Below are 19355 nucleotides of genomic sequence, written 5' to 3'. Positions count from 1 at the left end.
TTATCTTTTAGTTATGGTGGCATCTAAATTCATAATGGTACTTGCCACCACTGCATTCGCTGCCAATATATTGGTATCAATACCAGCATCAACTTTAAATTCCCCAGTATTTAACCACCCTTTTGCTTTATCTGGATATTGATTGAAATTATCGTACTCCTCATTTCTGAGCGATAACAATAAACTCAATTCATCTTTTGTGATGGACCTACCGGACAATTCTTTAAACGTATAGGAAATACCTTCTGAGATGGTTTCAAAATCCATCATGTTCTTGCCCAAAACCCTAGCTGCCTCGATGTATGTAGGATCATTTAAAAGCACTAAAGCTTGTAAAGGAGTATTAGTTTTTTGTCTTCTAACTGTGCAAAAAGACCTATCAGGAGCATCAAAAGTAGCAATTGTTGGGTGGGGTACGGAACGCTTCCAAATGGTGTACAAGCTTCTTCGGTATAATTTGTCCCCTGTATCCTCTGTATATTCGGCGTTATTAATTTTCCATAAGCCTTCAGGTTGATAAGGCCTTACACTCGGCCCTCCTATTTTTCGGTTCAATAATCCGGATGCCGCAAGTGCATTGTCACGCAACATTTCACCTGTTAATCTTTTTACCGGGCCACGTCCCAACAACCTATTCTCCACATCAATTTCCATAAGCTCTGGTGTTGCTTTTGAAAACTGCTGGTAGGTGTTTGACATTACCATAAGTTTGTGCAATGCCTTTACGTCCCATCCTGTATCCATGAAATTAATAGCAAGCCAATCCAATAACTTTGGGTGTGACGGCATCTCACCCTGATTTCCAAAATCTTCAACCGTTTTCACGATACCAATACCAAATATATTCTTCCAATACCTGTTTACCGCTACACGTGCGGTTAAAGGATTATTTTTAGCTATTACCCATTCTGAAAGCCCCAACCTATTTTTTGGAAGACTATCGTTAAAGGCAAAAATTTTCTCAGGTGTGTTTGGAAAAACCTGTTCACCGTAAGCATCATATTGCCCTCTTTCCAAAATGAACGTAGGTCTAGGTTCGTCCATTTCTTTCATGACCATAATTTCCGGTATGGTCTCTATACTATCGTTATAAAGCTTTCTTGTTTCTTGCAGTTCCGCAAGATTAGCTTTGTACATGCTAGATTTCGTAGCTTGATAATAATTCTTTAGCTGATTTTTCTCTGCAGATGATAGGTTAGAAAACGGTTTAGTAATTACTTCTCTATAGCTATCGGCATTGGCTATTTTCAACACTTCCAAATCTGATAGTTCTTTATCAAAAACCAAAAGATCATCTATGATGGCACCGCCAATACCTTTTCCTCTCCATCTAGCACCTATCTGTATTCCAGGTTCTTTGTTTCGTCTAGGATTTTTTTCATGGTCATAGACAATATCCTTGGTCAAGTTATCATTTACCACTTCGGTTTTCATTTCGGCACCATCCAAAAAAATCTTAAAACCTTTGGCTGTACTAGATCCGTCATAGGTCATGGTTAATTGCACCCATTGCTCTTTGGGAACATCCTGTAAGGTCTTTTCCACAATGGCGTTATCCGGATAGACGTGAGCCATGAGCAACTCTAGCTTATTATCCTTAATATTTAGGTGATAGCCCCTATAACTAAAAAGACGGGTACCTATCATTTTGTGTAGGATTACACCATTTTCCAAATCTTTGGGCACAAAGATTCGTAGACCAATGCTAAACGGTTGGTACCGGTGAAAAATACCCTTTGTTTCCAAATCCATCCAAACATCTCCGTCCAGTTCTAGTCCTTGACCCGTAAATCCTTTTGAGAATTTGGCTTTTTCATTTTCCGTGAATTGGGTACGCATTTTGGCCTTATTACCATTGGGTGCAGTGTTGTACAAACTACCACCATCAAAATTCATATTCACCGAAAGAGCTGTTGGCAAACCATTTACACTTTCCTTTTTATATTTTTCGGTACGTATCCATTCCTCAAAAGAATCTGTCTCCTTCTCTACAATCTGCGCTTTTTCAACCTCTTTTTTCTCAAGTAGGGTATCTACATAGGCTAAAAAGTCTTCCTGTTCTTTCGTTGCCAATAATAAGGTTGGGACTGGCATGGAATAATCCCAAGATATTTGACCGGACTCATTTATGTTATTGAAAAAACTGTACATTTCGTAATAGTTCTTTTGGGAAATTGGATCATACTTATGATCATGGCACTTAGCACAAGCCACAGTTAGTCCCAAAAGTCCTTCCCCGGTTACGTTGGCCCTATCGGCTACATATTCTGATCTAAACTCCTCTTCCACTATACCGCCTTCCATATTTTGAGGATGCAGTCTGTTAAAAGTAGTTGCCAAAATCTGATCTTTAGTGGCATTGGGCATCATATCACCCGCCAATTGCCATTGTATAAACTCATCGTAGCTACGATTTTCATTGAAGGATGTAATGACCCAATCTCTCCAGGCAGAAACATCTCGATACTGGTCTACTGTATACCCATGCGTATCCGAAAAACGCGAAAGGTCCATCCAATCCAGGGCCATATGTTCGCCATAATGCGGGGAAGCTAAAAGCCGGTCCACTTGTTTTTCGTATGCGTTAGTATCGGTGTCCCCCAAAAAAAAATTAAGTTCTTCAACGGTTGGCGGCAATCCGGTTAAATCAAAAGACACCCGTCGCAATAGGGTTTCTTTATCCGCCCTTTCATTAGGCTCCAGTTTTTTTTGTTCCAAACGTGAAACGATGAAATTATCTATCTCGTTGGATATAAATTTTTGGTTTTTAACCTTAGGAAGTTCTGGCCTTTTTGGTGGGATAAAAGCCCAATGGTCTTGATATTCCGCCCCTTCCTCAATCCATTTTATCAATAAGGCTTTTTCCCTATTGGTCAAGGATAGATACGATTCTGGAGTTGGCATTACATAGCTGGGATCCTCAGAAATAATTCTATAAAAAATCTCGCTCTTTTTTAAATTTCCAGCAACCAGTGCAAATTTCCCAGGAGATTCTGGTAACTCCGCATAAGCGGTTTCTGATTGATGCAATTGAAGTCCAGCAGAAATCTTAGCCTTATCCGGCCCATGGCATATATAACATTTATCCGATAAAATGGGTTTGATATCCTGATTAAAGTCAATTTCCTCAGGTAAATTTTCATAGGCCAAAGCAACTGTCTCTGGAAGTTCCGGTCCGCCACAAGAAACGCATATAATCACCAATACACTGGCTAGAAAAAATCTATACATATGTTTCATTAAGAGTTACAACTGATTCCAAAGTTCCTATCTATTTAAAATACTAAATTATTGACAAAAACTAAGGTGCTTAATTCTTATATTTCAATATTTAAAGATAAATTTTTGCATATTTCACATCTACCAGTAAAATTGCCATATATGATACTTTTTTGACCCAATTATAAAAGAGGACAACACTTCCTGAATATTTTGTTGAATACACATTTAGGTGGAAGAGTCGACTATAATGAAAAATTAAGATAATCCAACATCATTCTATAGCAAACATTCAAAAGTGAATCGATTGAAATTAGTGGTATAACCTCATCGTTTTCTTATTATTCTTACCAGAAATTGATGCTAGAATAAAAATAAAAAACCTTCCAATAACAAACTGATCAATTAATTTAAAATTATCCACTAAACAATAACAATTGATTTCTATGTGAGACTTTAAAGGGATTTATATCAAACCTTTTTAAATATTATAATGTTATTGAATCCAATTAATTCTCTTATTTTATAATTATATGGGTTATGCACCACCTTTTATTTAAGAGACTATTCCTTGTTAAAATTAAGCTTCCAAGTATACTCATCCTAAATTTTTAAGCATTTTACCTATTATAAGTCTTTACAAAGGGTATGGCAGATACGAAAGGTTATAGTATCTTGAACAAACATTCTAAGGTGTAATTTACATCCCTAACAGAAGTGGTGACACCGCTTCTTTCGCTTTGAGGCATTTATTTAAAAAAAATAGATTTCAGGAGGATTAATTTTAAAGAAATACGATTTGAGTTTAGAAAACACATGGCGTTGGTACGGGCCAAATGATCCAGTCTCCTTACAAGATATAAGACAAGCAGGTGCCACGGGAGTAGTTAGTGCTTTACACCATATTCCTAACGGTCTTGTTTGGCCGATTGATGAAATTATGAAGCGTAAAAAAACAATCGAAGCAGCAGGTCTTTCTTGGTCTGTAGTAGAAAGTGTACCTATTCATGAGCAGATAAAAACAAAAAAAGGAGATTATACCATCTATTACGAAAACTACAAACAGACACTTTCGAATTTAGGAAAATGTGGCATCGATACGGTCTGTTATAACTTCATGCCTGTACTGGATTGGACAAGAACGAATTTAGATTATAAAGTGGAAGATGGTTCAACCGCACTTCGTTTCGAAGCAGCTGCTTTCGCTGCCTTTGAAATGTATTTATTAAAAAGACCAGGTTCTGAAGAAACGTATTCACAGTCTCAAAAATCTGCCGCCAAAGAATTTCTTAAGAATATTTCCGAAGAAGGAAAAAAGAAATTAATTAGTAATATTATTGCAGGTTTACCAGGTGCAGAAGAAGGGTATACCTTAGAAGAATTCAATACTATTTTGGCCACTTATGATTCTATTGGTCCGAAAGAATTAAAAGAAAACTTATTCCAATTTCTATCTGAAATAATTCCTGTTGCCGAAAAATCGGGTATAAAAATGTGTATACATCCTGATGATCCGCCTTTTCCAATTCTAGGCCTACCAAGGGTTGTAAGTACAGAGCAAGATATCGTTGACCTTTACAATGCCGTTGATAGTCCAAACAACGGATTAACTTTTTGCACAGGTTCATTTGGTGTAAGACCCGATAATGATTTACCAGGTATGGTAGAACGTTTAGGTGACCGTATTCATTTTATCCATTTACGGAGCACACAACGCGATGCAGAAGGTAATTTTCATGAAGCGAATCATATAGAAGGGGATGTAGATATGTTCTCTGTAATGAAAGCTTTAATTAATGAACAAGAAAAAAGAAAGGCCGTAGGAAGAAAAGATTTTAGAATGCCATTTCGACCTGATCATGGGCATAAAATGCTAGATGATTTGAGGAAGAAAACTAATCCTGGGTATTCAGGAATAGGTAGGCTACGAGGTTTAGCTGAATTAAGAGGACTAGAAATGGGGATTCGAAAAAGTCAACACTAGTTTTTACATTTAAATACTTGACTATTATGAAAATCGCATTCCCGTTATTATCATTATTTTTTATTTTATCCTGTGGCAAAAATGCTGAAACCATAATTACCGTAAAAAATTCGTTATCCACGTATAGGCAATTTGAAACAGTCACTATAAACTTAGAAGAACTAAAACTTAGTGGTGGTAATGAATCTATTTTCATAGAAGATATCGAAACAGGACAACAACTAATTTCACAAATAGTAGATGAAAATGACGATGGCAAGTTTGACGTGCTTTTGTTTCAACCTGAAATGCCCGCTAATTCTGAGAGAAAATTCTATATAAGAACTGGTAAAATTTCTCAAGAAAGTGATAGTATAGCAGCCTGTTATTCTAGGTTCGTACCAGAAAGAACAGATGATTATGCTTGGGAAAACAATAGAGTAGCATTCCGCACATATGGCCCAAGAGCTCAAGAAATGATTGAATCTAATATCAAAGGAGGTACACTCTCAAGCGGTATTGATGCATGGCTAAAAAGAGTTGAATATCCCATTATCAACAAATGGTACAAAAAGGAAACCTCTAGCACGGGTTCTTATCACGAAGATACAGGAGAAGGTTTAGATAATTTTCATGTAGGCATGAGTAGAGGTGTTGGCGGTATCGCTAAAAAAGCAGATAGCACCTATTATATTTCGAAAAATTTTACCACGTGGAAAACTTTGTTCAATGGTCCTATACGTACTTCTTTTATTTTAGAATATGCATCATGGGATGCCAGTGGAAAGAAAATATCGGAGAAAAAGAAAATTTCTTTAGATTATGGAAGTAACCTTTCTAAATTTGAAATAACCATTAAAGGAACCGATACAATTTCTGCTGGTTTAACATTGCATGAACAGGATGGTGAAATAGCAATAAATAAGGACTACGGATGGGTTAGTTATTGGGAACCACATGGCGATTCTCAATTAGGAACTGGTATTGTTGTTCCAAACAATGCTATGGTTGGCTATGAACATTATGTGACTAATATACAAGATGCCAGTAATTTGTTCGCTCACATTTCTATAGAAGATAGTATGATAACCTACTATGCAGGTTTTGGGTGGAAAAAGAGTGGTCAATTTCAGAATAAAACCAAGTGGAATGAATATTTACAACACTTTTCAGAAGGTTTAAAAAATCCTTTACTTGTTAGAGTACAATAGCGTAGTTTAAAAACCTTAAACGAATCAATTAAAAAAAATTAAGAACGTAATTTTTTTTAATAAATAGATTTACTTATCGAGCGCTTTTAATTCCTCTTCCTTGAATTCCATACCAGTAGAGGACTTCACACTTCTAAGCTCATTAATACGTTCTTTACGTAAGGTTTTGGGAACATCAGAAAAAGCATTTGTAACATAGGATATAATGTCGGCTATATCTTTATCCGTTATCGTTTCATTTCTAATAAGTCCTGGCATAGCTAGATTAATATTATATTCTTCTCCATTCACATGAACAGGTCCTTCTAAGCCATGTAATATAATTAGCGCCAAACGTTCTGTATTCTTAACGTGTTCTGAGCCCATTAACAGTGGTGCAAGCCCATCGATACCTTTACCATTTGCTCCATGACAAGAGGCGCAAATTTGATAAAACATTTTAGCACCACTGGTTCTGTTATCTTCGTTGATGAATTTTCTAGTATAAATAGAATTCATCTTTTCATTTGTCTTATCTGATAAACTCCTCACCAGCTTATTTACAAATTCAGTATGCTTCAAGGTATCCATTATCGCTTTATTGCTAGAAATTGAAGTATCGACACCTGTTAAACCACTAATTACCGCTTCTGTAATGGTGCTATTAAGTTTTCTTCTTTTTAAAATTTCCATCATAATTGGAGTAACCTTCACTTTACTAAGAGCTAACCAACTTCCTAGTGAACTACCCAAATAAACATCCAAACCAAGTTCATTTTTCTTCAAAATTGATTTAAAAACACTTACTGCCTTATCTATATTTTCTTCGGATACAAAACGTTTTGATAATATTAGGGCATGAGAGGCAGCCTCAATATTATCGGTGTTCATAACCTCTACTAAGAAATCAAAAGACAAAACACCCCAACCTTCTAGCACATACAAAGCATGTACTTGGCTAAATTTATTTTTGGAGTTGAGTGCTACATTCTTAATTGCATCAGTAGCTTGAGTTAACTCTTTTAAAATCAGATAGTGTTGTGCTCGGTCTCGAACCCATCCGCTTTTGTTAGATAAAAGAGAAACTAATTCAGCTGCATCCAAAGCATCAAAATCAGGAATGACATCAGCCACAGCATCCCTATGATTTACTTTTAATATTCTTCCAAAATTGACCAACGTATCTAGCTTATCAGCTTTTACTTTTTCTCTTAGATAAGGACTCATGTAAGCATGATGACCAATAATACCGCGATGCATATCTATAATATACATACTGCCTTCTGGACCATTCTTTAAACTTACCGGACGAAAACCTTCATCAGTAGAAGTTAAAAATTCTTTATTCTGCCAAGCTTGTTTTGCAATGACTGAATCACCAGTAAAAGTCAAAAGTACTCTTTTCACCAAATTACCTTCTGGTATACATATAAAAACATTCTGATCATACGATTCTGTAAATGCCCCTCCTCTGTAGACTAAAGGACTACATGCAGCTGTAGCATTCACCAAAATACTATCGGCATTTAAAACACCTTTCGCATAGCCCCTATTTACTGAAGCAGCATGAACTGGATAAACCCTTTGGTCAGTGGTCAAAAGCTTATCTACAGTAGATTTCGGCGCAAAGTATTTGTTGCCTATTGTGGTATTTGGCAAAACATAATCACCCAATAATATTCTTGAATTATCATTGTAATATAATCTTCCAAAATTGTCGTGGGTAATACCCCACTGCCCTCTAAAGGTTGTTGGTTCTTTTCTCCAAACTCCTGCTATTCGCCTGTATCTAAAATTCGATTTGGCATTATAAATCCAATTATCAATATTTAATTCTAGCCCGTTTGGTTGATGTTCAGGGTTACCTTCTACCGTATAAACTGAATCTACCAAAACCTTATTTACAGGTTGATCATTTTCAATATCAACGAACCATAAATAGGGTGGTTCGGCATAAAGTAAGCCTCCATATACATGTGCCAATGCGCGTGGCATTACTAAGCTATCTATAAAAACTTTAGAATGGTCTACTAATCCATCGTCGTCCAAATCTTCTAAAATAAGTATACTACCCGTTGGCTCATCTTCACCCGATCCTTGAATATCATTCATATAACCAGGCATTTGGGCAACCCATATTCTACCTTTGGCATCAAAATCTATGGCAACCGGTGCTTCCAAAAGTGGTTCTGCAGCAATAACTTCTAATTCAAAACCCTCCTCTATTTTATAAGAATCTAATGAAACCCTCATATTTTTATTATTGGGTTCACATGAAGATAAAATATAACTAAGAGTGAAAAATAAAATAAGATTAAAACGCATGAACAATAATTAATTTTCGATAAAATAAAATAATCTTAATATAAAGAAGCATATCGCTTCTTTACCCTAAATAAGCTGGGAATTTAAACTTGAAGACTTTCTCTAATACCTCTTTCTAAACCAGTTAATTGCGCAAGACCCATCGCTCTACCAATTAAAGAGTAACCAGAATAAAACTCATTTTGACGCTTTTTATCATCTAATAAAACATGACCATGATCTGGTCTCATAGGAATACTAACAACACCAATACCATTGCTATACCTTTTTTGTTGTTGTTTAATAATAGCTTTCATTACTTTTTCAATAGGTACAGAACCATGAAGATGATCGGCTTCATAAAAACTACCATCTTCTTCTAGCGTGACATTTCTTAAATGGACAAAGTGAATCTTATCACCGAAATCTTCAATGATTTTCACTAAATCATTATTTGCAGATGCACCTAAAGAACCTGAACAAAACGTTAATCCGTTACTCGGTGATGGACAGCACTCTAACAGAAATTTTATCTCCTGATAGTTAGAAACAATTCTGGGCACACCAAATACCGAAAACGGTGGGTCATCAGGATGAACAGCCATACGAACACCTAATTTTTCAGCTTCTGGCATTATAGCATTTAAAAAATAAGACAGATTCGCCTGCAACTGTTCTTTATCTATTTTAAGTACTGTAGCAAGGTTCTTTTTAAAAGTATCTAATGCTATCAATTTTTTCGTACCGGGCATACCCGCTAAAATAGATTCTTCTAACTTTTTTCTGTTTACATCGTTTAAACTATCGAAATGTGCTTTTGCTTTTTCATACAGCTCTGTTGTGTATGATTGTTTAGCATTTTCACGCTCTAAAATAAATAAATCAAAAGCTGCCGCTGAAACCGGACTATATCGTAGGGCCGAAGCACCTGTTGGCAAAATAAAATCTAAATCGGTACGTGTCCAATCTATCAATTGCATGAAATTATAACATACATTGTAAATGCCATTTTCGGCAAGATTCTTAAGTGTCTGAATATAATTGGCTATATAAAGGTCTCTTTCTGGAAGTCCGTATTTAATAGCCGTATGAATATTCACACTTTCTACAACCGACCATTCCATGCCGTGTTTTTCAATCTCAGATTTAAGTGCTGCGATTGTCTGTATTGGCCAAACTTCGCCAAGGGGCACTTGTTGGCATGCCGCTACAATGCCTTCTACTCCCAACTGACGTATGTCAGCTAGAGCAACTCCAAATTCAGGTCCGAACCAACGAAAGGTTTTCTTTAAATAATCCATACTTTTTACTTACTTATAAATAATTCTAACGGATAATACTTTTATAAATTCTTAAAACAACCGATTACAAAGCATTAAAACCGCATAATTATCTTGAAACAAAGGCTTCGGTTATACGCCTGAAAATGAACTAAAACCACCATCAACATCGTAAATACTACCTGTAACAAAACTAGAAGCGTCACTTAACAAATAGTGCACCATACCATTAAGTTCAGAAGCATCACCAAAACGACCCATTGGTGTATTTTTTATTATACTGTTACCTCTTTCAGTATAAGTACCGTCTTCATTAGTTAACAATCTTCTGTTTTGGTTACCAATAAAAAAACCCGGTGCAATTGCATTCACTCTTATTTTATCTCCGTGTTTAGAGGCTAATTCATTAGCCATCCATTTTGTAAAAATATCTATAGCTCCTTTTGCCATTGAATATCCCAATACCCTAGAAATACTTTGCTTAGCAGCCATTGAAGAAATATTTATTATAGAACCGTAACCCTGTTCTACCATTAATTGGCTCAATATAATTGTTGGAATCACAGTTCCAAACAAATTAATATCGACTACTTTTTGCGTATCGCCCATTGCTATATCTTGAACAGTCTGATCAGGTTTCAATGTTGCCCCAGGTATGTTACCACCAGCAAGGTTTACGAGTCCGTCTAAATGTTTAAATTTCTTTTTTATTTCTTTCCTTAATGCAGTAAGTTGCCCCTCATTCATAACATCTACCTTGAAAATATGGGTGCTGTTGGTTACTATGGTATTCAATTCATCTTGCTTAGTCTTTAATTTATCTTCTGACCTACCAAGTAATAATACGTTTGCCCCATTTCTAACAAGGTATTCAGCAATTGAACCACCTAGAGTACCAGTACCTCCAGATAATGCGTAATTCCTGTTTTTTAAAGATAATAACTCATTCATATTTTTATTTTGCTTTTTTCTAAAGGATATAATTCGTGATTATTTTTAATTACTCTGCTATTATATTTTTCTAATAAAAGTGAATTATCTTGTTTTGATTTTACTTTAATGTAATTTATGTAGAGCATTAAAATCGCTCTAATACATTATCTATAACATGAAATTCTACAGCGTCTTAAGTAATAAAACATGTAACTTTTTTCACTATTTCACTTTGCTATGCCAAGTTAAGGGATTTCTTAAAATGAACTCGTGAATTATAGTCTTTATAAAAATTGGATTCCCATTTTTTACCTGAATTCCTTCATTAAAATCATTGAACCGTAACATATTACCCTATAAAATTATCGGTATGATAAAAGTTATTCCTATTGTTCTATTTTCTAGTTTAGATTAGTTTATTTCTTCCCTACACCTGTAACTTTGTTCACTATTACCATAGACAGTGAAGAAAGCAATCCTTTACATGATTATAAGTACGTTTTCATTTAGTTTAATGAATTCGTTTGTAAAATACCTTAGTCATTTTCCGACCTTTGAAATTGTTTTTTTCAGAACGGCTGGCTCATTGTTTTTAGGAACTACCTATATTTTAATAAAAGGAATACCCATTTTAGGTAATAGTAGAAGATTAATGATTTTAAGAGCTTTGGCAGGATTAACCGCCATGAGTCTCTTTTTTATGTCGTTGCAATACTTACCTGTAGGCACAGCCGTATCACTAAGATACCTAGCGCCTATATATGCTGCTGTTTTTGCTATTATATTACTAAATGAGAAACTAAAAACTATTCAATGGTTTCTTTTTTTATTAGCATTTAGTGGAGTACTAGTTTTAAAAGGATTTGACCAAGAGCTGAATACAACGGGCTTGTTATTGGTTTTAGCTGCTTCAGTCTTCAGCGGATTAGTTTATGTTCTTATTCGTAAAATAGGCAATAGCGACCATCCTTTGGTCATTGTTAATTATTTCATGTTTATAGGAACTCTTATTGGGGGTATTTTAAGTATTAATGGCTGGATACAACCCAAAGGATTTGATTGGTTAGAACTACTAAGCCTGGGAATATTCGGCTTCTTCGGTCAAGTGTTCATGACCAAAGCTTTTCAAATTGCCAAAACAAACTTGGTGGCACCCCTAAAATATATTGAAGTGATATTTACCATAGTGATCGGTGTTAGTTGGTTTGGAGATGTATACTCACTTTGGAGCCTAATGGGAATTCTAATGATTATCGCTGCCTTGGTGGCCAATATTATAGTTGGCAGACGATAAATTATTCCTTACTGGTCAAAAAAAAGCCACCGAATACATAGTACCGGTAGCATATAGTTATGGTCAGAAATTTTTTTTATTTTCGAGCAGATTCCTGCTCAGCTAAACTATTATTTACATCATTCAAAGAGTTTACTATTACCGTAGTCACCTCATCATGTATCTCATCAGAATAGTTTAGGTAATAAATAGCAGACAACACTAGTGTTAATGCTAACATTATATTCACAATCATTTTCGAATCGAAGAAATTTTCTCTATTGCTCATACCGGTAAGTGTCTGGTTTACAGTAGAAATATAAATAAAAAAAACTTAATTAACCAATTTTTAAGAAAAAATAATAAATTGATATTTTAGTCAAAAACTGTTCTGACGTTAAAGATTAACTAAATATTAACTTTTAATTAACTGATTAACAGTTCCTTAAAATAAAATTGCATTAAATTTTATCTTAAAAAAGATAAGTTAGGTACTATGTCGTTTCTATATTTGCAGTGACAGTTAAAAAAAGAGATAATTTAAAAATAGAACACATGAAAATCTTAAAATCAATTACGTTTACTACACTGCTATTTTTAGCCATTGGTCTTAATGCACAAAGCAACAAAGACCAAAAGATAATTAAAGATGCAAATAAAGCTAAAGACAAACTAATGAAAATGGAAGTAGGTTTAGACCAGTTTTTTACGAACTCAGCCGGATATGTCGTATTTCCTAATGTTGGTAAAGGTGGTTTCATTATTGGCGGTGCTTCAGGAAATGGAGTTGTTTATGAAAACGGAATTATTATAGGTATGGCCGATTTAAAAAAATTAAGTGTAGGATTACAAGCTGGAGGACAAGCAATTACTGAAATTATATTCTTTGAAACAGAAGCTGACTTAGCAGAATTTAAAAAAGGCGATTTTGAATTTTCAGCTGAGGCCTCAGCAGTTGCATTAAAATCTGGCATTTCAGTAAATGCTAAATATAGAGATGGCGTTGCAGTTTTTGCACTACCAAAAGCAGGGCTAATGGCAGATGCATCAGTTGGGGGTCAAAAGTTCGCTTATAAGCCGATGATGAATTAATACATATAAAATGAAATAAAGAAAGCCACCTAAATAGGCGGCTTTCTTTATTTCTATTTTATCCATTTGCAGTAAAACCCGGGTAACAGGTCATGCCACCATCAACAAAAATAGTCGTTCCATTTATATATTCAGATTCATCTGATGCCAACCAACTGGCTACACTACCTATATCATCTGGTACTCCAATTTGCTTGTAAGGTATCAATCTTAACATACCTACCCTACCCTCTTTTGTACTCCAAACATCTTTATTAATAGCTGTTTTGATAGCTCCTGGCGCAATTGAGTTACATCTTATTTTATCTGGACCGTATTCTTGACAAATGGTTTGCATCAACATTACCAATCCTCCTTTAGAAGCCGCATAGTTTGCATGACCTGCCCAAGGTATAACCTCATGAACAGAACTCATATGAATAATCTTTCCTAAGGACTTTGAAACTTCTGGTCGCATTCCACGCCTTTTAAATTCGATAATTGCCTCTTTAGCACAAAGAAACTGTCCGGTTAAGTTTACGTCTATAACCCGTTGCCAATCTTTTAATGGCATTTCATGTAGTGGATGGTCTAATTGCAAACCTGCATTTGCCACACAGACATCCACAGTGCCAAATTCAGCTATTCCCTTTTTAAACATAGATTTAACCTCATCTTCCTTACTAACATCACACTTAACTACAATAGCATTACCGCAATTAGAATTAGAGGATATCCAATGTGCAACTCCCTCTGCCTCCTCCTTACTGTTATGATAGTTAATTACCAAATTGGCACCTTCCATGGCCATTGCCTTTGCTACCGCTTCACCAATACCGTCACTAGACCCAGTAACGATACAAGTCTGTCTTTCTAATCTTTTATTTGGTTTTTGCATGATTCTTTTTTAGTACCCTAAAAATAGCTAAGAAAACTAGTATCGATTATCGCTATAACTAAAAATTGTGACACACGATATTTGGCATTATCTAAAATAAAAAAGTTGATAGCGCTCTCTCAAATTAAGAGAGCGCTATCAACTTTTTTACTATTTAAAAATGATATTACTTACCGTTGAAAAATATCATAATACCTATAACAATTAGAATGATTATAATAGATACAGTTACATCTACCCAGTTATAACTACTTTTATTCCTCTTCTTTTCTTCTTCGGTTATAGTGCCAAAAGTAAGGTTGACAATTTGTTCCTTGTCTGGTGCTTTTGTCAATAAACTAACGACTACCATAAAAATTAAACAAAACAAGAAGAACCAAGCACCAAAAGTCAAGAAGTTCATATCTCCTAGATAAAATAACACACCATCGGCATCTAGATTATGTTTTACCAATTCTAATGTTATCCTTAAGAAAGCAACTACAATACCCATGACTAGTGTGTAAAATGCGCCTGTAGCATTTATACGTTTATAGAATATACCTAGTAAGAATACAGCGGTAATAGGAGGTGCTATATATGATTGTACACTCTGTAAATATTCATACAATACACCTGATATATTTGCCATAATCGGAATCCAAATAATACCAATGATAACAACGAAAACAGTTGCGATTTGTCCGGTTCTCACCAATTTCTTCTCTGGTGCATTAGGTCTTAATTTTTTATATACATCTACCGTAAATAATGTAGAACATGAGTTAAATACCGAAGCCAATGAACTCATAAGAGCTGCTAATAATCCCGCAGCAACAAGACCCCTTAAACCTGAAGGCAATAAATTACTCATCAAAACTGGGAACGCCTCATCTGCATTATCCCAATGTAATTCACCTCGCATTTTTAACGTCAACGCTATAACCCCAGGAATCAAAAATAAAAAGACTGGTAAAAGTTTTAATAAAGCTCCAAAAATAGTACCCCGCCTACCCTCTTTAATGTTTCTAGCAGTTAAGGTTCTTTGCACAATGTATTGGTCCGTACACCAATACCAAATACCAACTATAGTACTAGTGATGAAAAGCGATGGCCAAGGAAAATCTGGATCCGTAGCCGGTCGCCACATATTAAAATATTCAGGTCCTAGGGTATCTACCATACTTCCCCATCCCCCAACTTTATCTAAACCGATAAATGTTAAAACTGCAGCGCCAACAACTAAAAGAATTGCCTGAAGGGTTTCTGTATATACTACAGCACGCATACCGCCTAAAACAGTATAAATCCCAGTTAATACCACAGTAGCAATCGCACCTGTCCAAAAATCAATTCCTAACAAGGCAGAAACTACAACACCACCAGCGTAAATAGTTACAGAAATTTTAGTAAGTACATAAGCAACAATTGAAAATATGGACAATACCCATCTAGATCTTGCATCAAAACGTTTCTCTAAAAATTCTGGCATTGTAAAAACGCCGCTACGTGCATAAAAAGGGAGAAATACCCAGCCTAACATCAATACTACCCAAGCATGTATTTCATAAATAAGCAAGGGAAGTTTATTACTTGCACCCGTACCTGCTAAACCAACTACATGCTCCGAACCAATGTTTGATGCAAATATTGAGGCACCCACCACGAACCAACCGATATTTCTTCCGGCCAAAAAATAATCTTCTGTGTTGTCTTCTTTTTTTCGGATAACCCACACAGCTATTCCGATAAGTAATAAAAAATAAAGCGAAATACTAATCCAGTCTAAATTGTCTAATTGTTGCATGCTAATGGTTTATTTGGCAGAAAACTTAAAGGTAGTTTTGGTTGAATATTTATCTCCTAGCTCTAATGTTACAGAAGGAAATTTTGGTTGGTTTGGAGAATCTGGATAGTGTTGTGTTTCTAAACAAAATCCGCTTCTCTTTGCGTATGTTCCACCGTTTGGTGCCGGCAGTGTTCCGTCCAAAAAGTTACCAGAATAAAATTGTATGCCTGGCTCATCGGTAAAAACTTCAAGTGTACGGCCCGAACCTGAATGATATGCTTTGGCTACTGAACGGTAACCCGATTCATAGTCGTTTAGAACCCAACAATGGTCAAAACCACCACCTAGTTCTATTTGTTCATTGTCTGCATTGATGTCTTGACTTACTAGTTTGGCCTTCCTAAAATCGAAAGGTGTACCTTCTACAGTTGCTAAATCTCCTGTCGGTATTAACCCACTATCTACAGGAATGTATGAATCAGCGTCAATTTCTACTTCGTGATCCAGAATTGTTTGTGAAAAATCACCAGAAAGATTAAAGTATGAATGCTGCGTAAGGTTAACGACAGTAGTTTTATCTGTCGTAGCTTCGTACAAGACGTCTAAACTATTATCAGAATTCAATGTATAGGTTACAATAGTAGTTAAGTTACCTGGAAAACCTTCTTCCATATCCTTACTTAAATAACTAAGCTTTAAAACCCCCTTATCACCCTCATTTACCTCTAATACCTTCCACACAACCTTATCAAAACCCTTTACCCCTCCGTGTAAACTATTTTCACCATTATTCTTGGCTAACGTGTAATCAGTATTATTCAGGCTAAATTTTCCTTTAGCTATTCTGTTACCGTAACGACCTACCAATGCTCCAAAAAATGGATTATCTTTTTCATATTGTTCTAAATTCTCAAAACCTAAAACAACATTTTCCATTTTGCCATTCTTGTCTGCAGCTGTTAAAGATGTAATACGTCCACCGAAAGTAATAATATTAACGACAATACCATCTTTGTTCGTTATCGTAAAAATATCCACTTTCTCACCGTTCTGGGTAACTCCATAATCGCCCTTTTCAACACGTATACTCTTAGTTATTACTTCTGATATTTCTGCACTATCTTTTTTCATGGTTTTTTCTTTACAGTTTATGTTAAACATTAAAATGCCAAATAGCACAAATGAATAACCTAGTTTGGTGAATGGTTTCATAGTATATGGATTGTTATAATTTATTTTTGAATAAATGATAATATGCCTCATTGGCATTTAATTGATTTTTAAACTCTCGAATCGTTGTATTTTTATCAATAACGACCAGCTCAATACCTGCCATTTCTGCAAAATCTTCGATAAATTCAGTAGTCAGCGCCTGGGAATAAACCGTATGATGGGCCCCACCTGCTAAAATCCAAGATGTAGCGGCAATCTCTAAGTCTGGTTTCGCATCCCAAATCACCCTAGCAACTGGCAAATTAGGCAATTTACCCATTGGCTCTACAGCCTCTACTTCATTGACCACTAACCTAAAACGATTACCTAAATCTACCAGAGAAACATTGATTGCAGGACCTGCAGGTGAATTAAAAACCAAACGTACAGGATCTTCTTTTCCACCTATTCCTAACGGATGTACTTCACAACTTGGTTTTGCATCTGCGATGGATGGACAAATTTCTAACATATGCGAGCCCAATACATAAGCCTTCTGCGGTGTAAAATGATAGGTGTAATCTTCCATAAAGGATGTACCACCATTCAACCCTGTGGCCATTACTTTTAAAGCCCGCAACAAGGCGGATGTTTTCCAATCTCCTTCAGCACCAAAACCATACCCATCAGCCATTAAACGTTGCGTGGCAATACCTGGTAATTGTTTTAACTCACCAAGATTTTCAAACGTATCGGTAAACGCTTTAAAGCCACCTTCTTCTAAAAATCCCCTAAGTCCTAATTCTATTTTTGCCGCATCAATCAATGATTGCCGTTGTGCACCTCCAGGTTTCAGTTTATCACTTAACTCATAACTCTCTTCATACTCCTTCATTAAAGCTTCTACCTCGTCTTCGGTAAGTATATTCATATGTTTAACCACATCTGAAGAATCGTAGCCATTCACAGAAAAACCGAATCGTAACTGTGCTTCAACCTTGTCACCATCGGTTACCGAAACTTCTCTCATGTTGTCACCTATTCGTGCAACGGTAAGATTCTGAAATTCATTCCAACCCATGGCTACACGTGCCCAGTTACCAAGTTTCTTTTGTATTCTATCTTCTTGCCAATGCCCAACAATAATCTTTCTATTCTTACGCATGCGGGTCATCATATGACCAAATTCGCGATCACCATGTGCCGATTGATTTAGGTTCATAAAATCCATATCAATGGTTTCCCATGGCACCTCAGCGTTAAACTGTGTATGTAAATGACATAAAGGTTTGTTCAATACACTCAACCCTTTTATCCACATTTTGGCAGGTGAAAATGTATGCATCCATGTAACGATACCGATACAGTTTTTAGTAGAACTTGCCTGCAGGCAGATATCTGTAATTTCGGTCGGAGATTTAACGGTTGGTTTAAAAACTATCTTAACGGGTATATTGTCTGAGGCGTTAAATCCTTCAACTATTTGTTGAGAGTCTTTCGCAACCTGTTTAAGTGTTTCTTCTCCATATAAATCTTGGCTGCCTGTTACAAACCATATTTCCTTTTCCAACATATTCAATTTTATAAATTTGTTATAATTATTGACCGTAGTAGGCATTTTTGCCATGCTTACGTTCATAGTGTTTCTTAATTAATGCATCTTTTAACCGAGTTGCGTTCGGATTTATTTGAAGCGTGAGGTATGCCATTTGTGCAACCGTTTCTAATACCTTACTATTATAAACTGCTTTTGCTGCAGTCTTTCCCCATGCAAACGGACCGTGATTACCTATAAGTATCATTTCCACCTCTTCAGGATATAGACCTCTTTCCTTAAAACAATCGATAATTTGTATGCCAGTGTTATGCTCGTAATTGCCTTCTATAAGGCTATCATTCATAGGCTCAGCGCAAGGAATATCTACTGTTAAATGATCGGCATGGGTTGTACCAAATATGGGAATATCTTTTTGTGCCTGAGCCCAAGCAACCGAATAAGTGGCATGGGTGTGTGCTATACCACCAATATGATTCCAATTTTTATATAGAAAAGCATGGGTCTTTGTATCTGATGAAGGCCTCATAGTGCCTTCCACTATATTGTTTTCATAATCTAATACTACAATATCTTCTGGTTTTAATTTTTCGTACGGTACGCCGCTCGGTTTAATTGCAAAAACCCCGTGGTCCCTATCTACTGCACTTACATTTCCAAAAGTGTAAATGACCAAGCCCAAGTCATTAAGCTCAATATTCGCTTCAAAACATTCTTCTTTAAGTGCTTTGTATTTTGAACTCATGCTT

The 19355-nt window shown here is 35.7% G+C and carries 14 protein-coding genes; 4 read left to right on the top strand and 10 right to left on the bottom strand.

All coding sequences use genetic code 11. The annotated features are described in order from the left end of the window. A complete protein-coding gene (locus tag B5X55_RS01250; protein ID WP_317042656.1) occupies positions 1–3231 on the bottom strand; it encodes a DUF1553 domain-containing protein in 3231 nt (1076 codons plus the stop codon). A gap of 787 nt (positions 3232–4018) precedes the next feature. On the opposite strand from B5X55_RS01250, the gene uxuA (B5X55_RS01245) reads away from it, so the two are divergent. Both uxuA (B5X55_RS01245) and B5X55_RS01240 read left to right on the top strand, forming a co-directional pair. Beyond that, complete coding sequence (uxuA, locus tag B5X55_RS01245; protein WP_079510587.1) at positions 4019–5203, top strand: mannonate dehydratase; 1185 nt, start codon at positions 4019–4021, stop codon at positions 5201–5203. 26 nt (positions 5204–5229) lie between these two features. Further along, positions 5230–6393, top strand: a complete 1164-nt coding sequence (locus B5X55_RS01240; protein ID WP_079510585.1) for a BT3233 family polysaccharide utilization protein — start codon at positions 5230–5232, stop codon at positions 6391–6393. 69 nt (positions 6394–6462) lie between these two features. Here B5X55_RS01240 and B5X55_RS01235 read toward each other — a convergent pair whose 3' ends face one another. The 3 genes from B5X55_RS01235 to B5X55_RS01225 all read right to left on the bottom strand — a co-directional run bounded on the left by B5X55_RS01235 (position 6463) and on the right by B5X55_RS01225 (position 10907). Continuing rightward, the gene (locus tag B5X55_RS01235) at positions 6463–8625 is read right to left on the bottom strand and encodes a DUF7133 domain-containing protein (protein ID WP_234999635.1); all 2163 of its coding nucleotides are present in this window, start codon (positions 8623–8625) and stop codon (positions 6463–6465) included. A 155-nt stretch (positions 8626–8780) separates the two neighbouring features. Continuing rightward, entirely contained in the window at positions 8781–9977 is a 1197-nt protein-coding gene (gene uxuA, locus B5X55_RS01230) for a mannonate dehydratase (RefSeq protein WP_079510581.1), read from the bottom strand. Positions 9978–10088: 111 nt separating this feature from the next. Then, on the bottom strand, positions 10089–10907 hold the full coding sequence (locus B5X55_RS01225) for an SDR family oxidoreductase (RefSeq protein ID WP_079510579.1): 819 nt from the start codon (positions 10905–10907) through the stop codon (positions 10089–10091). 445 nt (positions 10908–11352) lie between these two features. Between B5X55_RS01225 and B5X55_RS01220 the strand changes: the two genes are divergently transcribed. After that, the gene (locus B5X55_RS01220; protein WP_262494137.1) at positions 11353–12183 is read left to right on the top strand and encodes a DMT family transporter; all 831 of its coding nucleotides are present in this window, start codon (positions 11353–11355) and stop codon (positions 12181–12183) included. Between the two features lie 76 nt (positions 12184–12259). Here the strand turns inward: B5X55_RS01220 and B5X55_RS01215 are convergent, their stop codons facing one another. Beyond that, positions 12260–12451 (bottom strand): hypothetical protein, encoded by a 192-nt coding sequence (locus tag B5X55_RS01215; RefSeq protein WP_079510575.1) that lies wholly within the window; start codon positions 12449–12451, stop codon positions 12260–12262. A gap of 266 nt (positions 12452–12717) precedes the next feature. On the opposite strand from B5X55_RS01215, the gene B5X55_RS01210 reads away from it, so the two are divergent. Continuing rightward, positions 12718–13254 (top strand): lipid-binding SYLF domain-containing protein, encoded by a 537-nt coding sequence (locus tag B5X55_RS01210; RefSeq protein ID WP_079511080.1) that lies wholly within the window; start codon positions 12718–12720, stop codon positions 13252–13254. Positions 13255–13312: 58 nt separating this feature from the next. Here B5X55_RS01210 and B5X55_RS01205 read toward each other — a convergent pair whose 3' ends face one another. The 5 genes from B5X55_RS01205 to B5X55_RS01185 all read right to left on the bottom strand — a co-directional run bounded on the left by B5X55_RS01205 (position 13313) and on the right by B5X55_RS01185 (position 19351). Then, a complete protein-coding gene (locus B5X55_RS01205; RefSeq protein WP_079510573.1) occupies positions 13313–14131 on the bottom strand; it encodes a glucose 1-dehydrogenase in 819 nt (272 codons plus the stop codon). 166 nt (positions 14132–14297) lie between these two features. Further along, a complete protein-coding gene (locus tag B5X55_RS01200) occupies positions 14298–15917 on the bottom strand; it encodes a sodium:solute symporter (RefSeq protein ID WP_079510571.1) in 1620 nt (539 codons plus the stop codon). A gap of 9 nt (positions 15918–15926) precedes the next feature. Further along, complete coding sequence (locus B5X55_RS01195; RefSeq protein ID WP_234999633.1) at positions 15927–17030, bottom strand: aldose epimerase family protein; 1104 nt, start codon at positions 17028–17030, stop codon at positions 15927–15929. 94 nt (positions 17031–17124) lie between these two features. Beyond that, a complete protein-coding gene (gene araA, locus B5X55_RS01190; protein ID WP_394332826.1) occupies positions 17125–18624 on the bottom strand; it encodes an L-arabinose isomerase in 1500 nt (499 codons plus the stop codon). Between the two features lie 25 nt (positions 18625–18649). Further along, positions 18650–19351 (bottom strand): L-ribulose-5-phosphate 4-epimerase, encoded by a 702-nt coding sequence (locus tag B5X55_RS01185; RefSeq protein ID WP_079511077.1) that lies wholly within the window; start codon positions 19349–19351, stop codon positions 18650–18652. Positions 19352–19355: the final 4 nt, after the last annotated feature.

The organism is Maribacter arcticus (genome assembly GCF_900167935.1).
In the GTDB taxonomy this organism is placed as follows: Bacteria; Bacteroidota; Bacteroidia; order Flavobacteriales; family Flavobacteriaceae; genus Maribacter; species Maribacter arcticus.
Note: the sequence above shows the minus strand (reverse complement) of the source record. Positions and strands in the feature narration are given on the sequence as shown.

What these genes read in the sequence shown, in the direction of transcription:
- B5X55_RS01205 (WP_079510573.1), bottom strand. Translation starts at nt 14,131, where the DNA reads ATGCAAAAACCAAATAAAAGATTAGAAAGACAGACTTGTATCGTTACT.
- B5X55_RS01215 (WP_079510575.1), bottom strand. Translation starts at nt 12,451, where the DNA reads ATGAGCAATAGAGAAAATTTCTTCGATTCGAAAATGATTGTGAATATA.
- B5X55_RS01185 (WP_079511077.1), bottom strand. Translation starts at nt 19,351, where the DNA reads ATGAGTTCAAAATACAAAGCACTTAAAGAAGAATGTTTTGAAGCGAAT.
- B5X55_RS01210 (WP_079511080.1), top strand. Translation starts at nt 12,718, where the DNA reads ATGAAAATCTTAAAATCAATTACGTTTACTACACTGCTATTTTTAGCC.
- araA (WP_394332826.1), bottom strand. Translation starts at nt 18,624, where the DNA reads ATGTTGGAAAAGGAAATATGGTTTGTAACAGGCAGCCAAGATTTATAT.
- B5X55_RS01250 (WP_317042656.1), bottom strand. Translation starts at nt 3,231, where the DNA reads ATGTATAGATTTTTTCTAGCCAGTGTATTGGTGATTATATGCGTTTCT.
- B5X55_RS01225 (WP_079510579.1), bottom strand. Translation starts at nt 10,907, where the DNA reads ATGAATGAGTTATTATCTTTAAAAAACAGGAATTACGCATTATCTGGA.
- B5X55_RS01200 (WP_079510571.1), bottom strand. Translation starts at nt 15,917, where the DNA reads ATGCAACAATTAGACAATTTAGACTGGATTAGTATTTCGCTTTATTTT.
- B5X55_RS01235 (WP_234999635.1), bottom strand. Translation starts at nt 8,625, where the DNA reads ATGAGGGTTTCATTAGATTCTTATAAAATAGAGGAGGGTTTTGAATTA.
- B5X55_RS01240 (WP_079510585.1), top strand. Translation starts at nt 5,230, where the DNA reads ATGAAAATCGCATTCCCGTTATTATCATTATTTTTTATTTTATCCTGT.
- B5X55_RS01195 (WP_234999633.1), bottom strand. Translation starts at nt 17,030, where the DNA reads ATGAAAAAAGATAGTGCAGAAATATCAGAAGTAATAACTAAGAGTATA.
- uxuA (WP_079510581.1), bottom strand. Translation starts at nt 9,977, where the DNA reads ATGGATTATTTAAAGAAAACCTTTCGTTGGTTCGGACCTGAATTTGGA.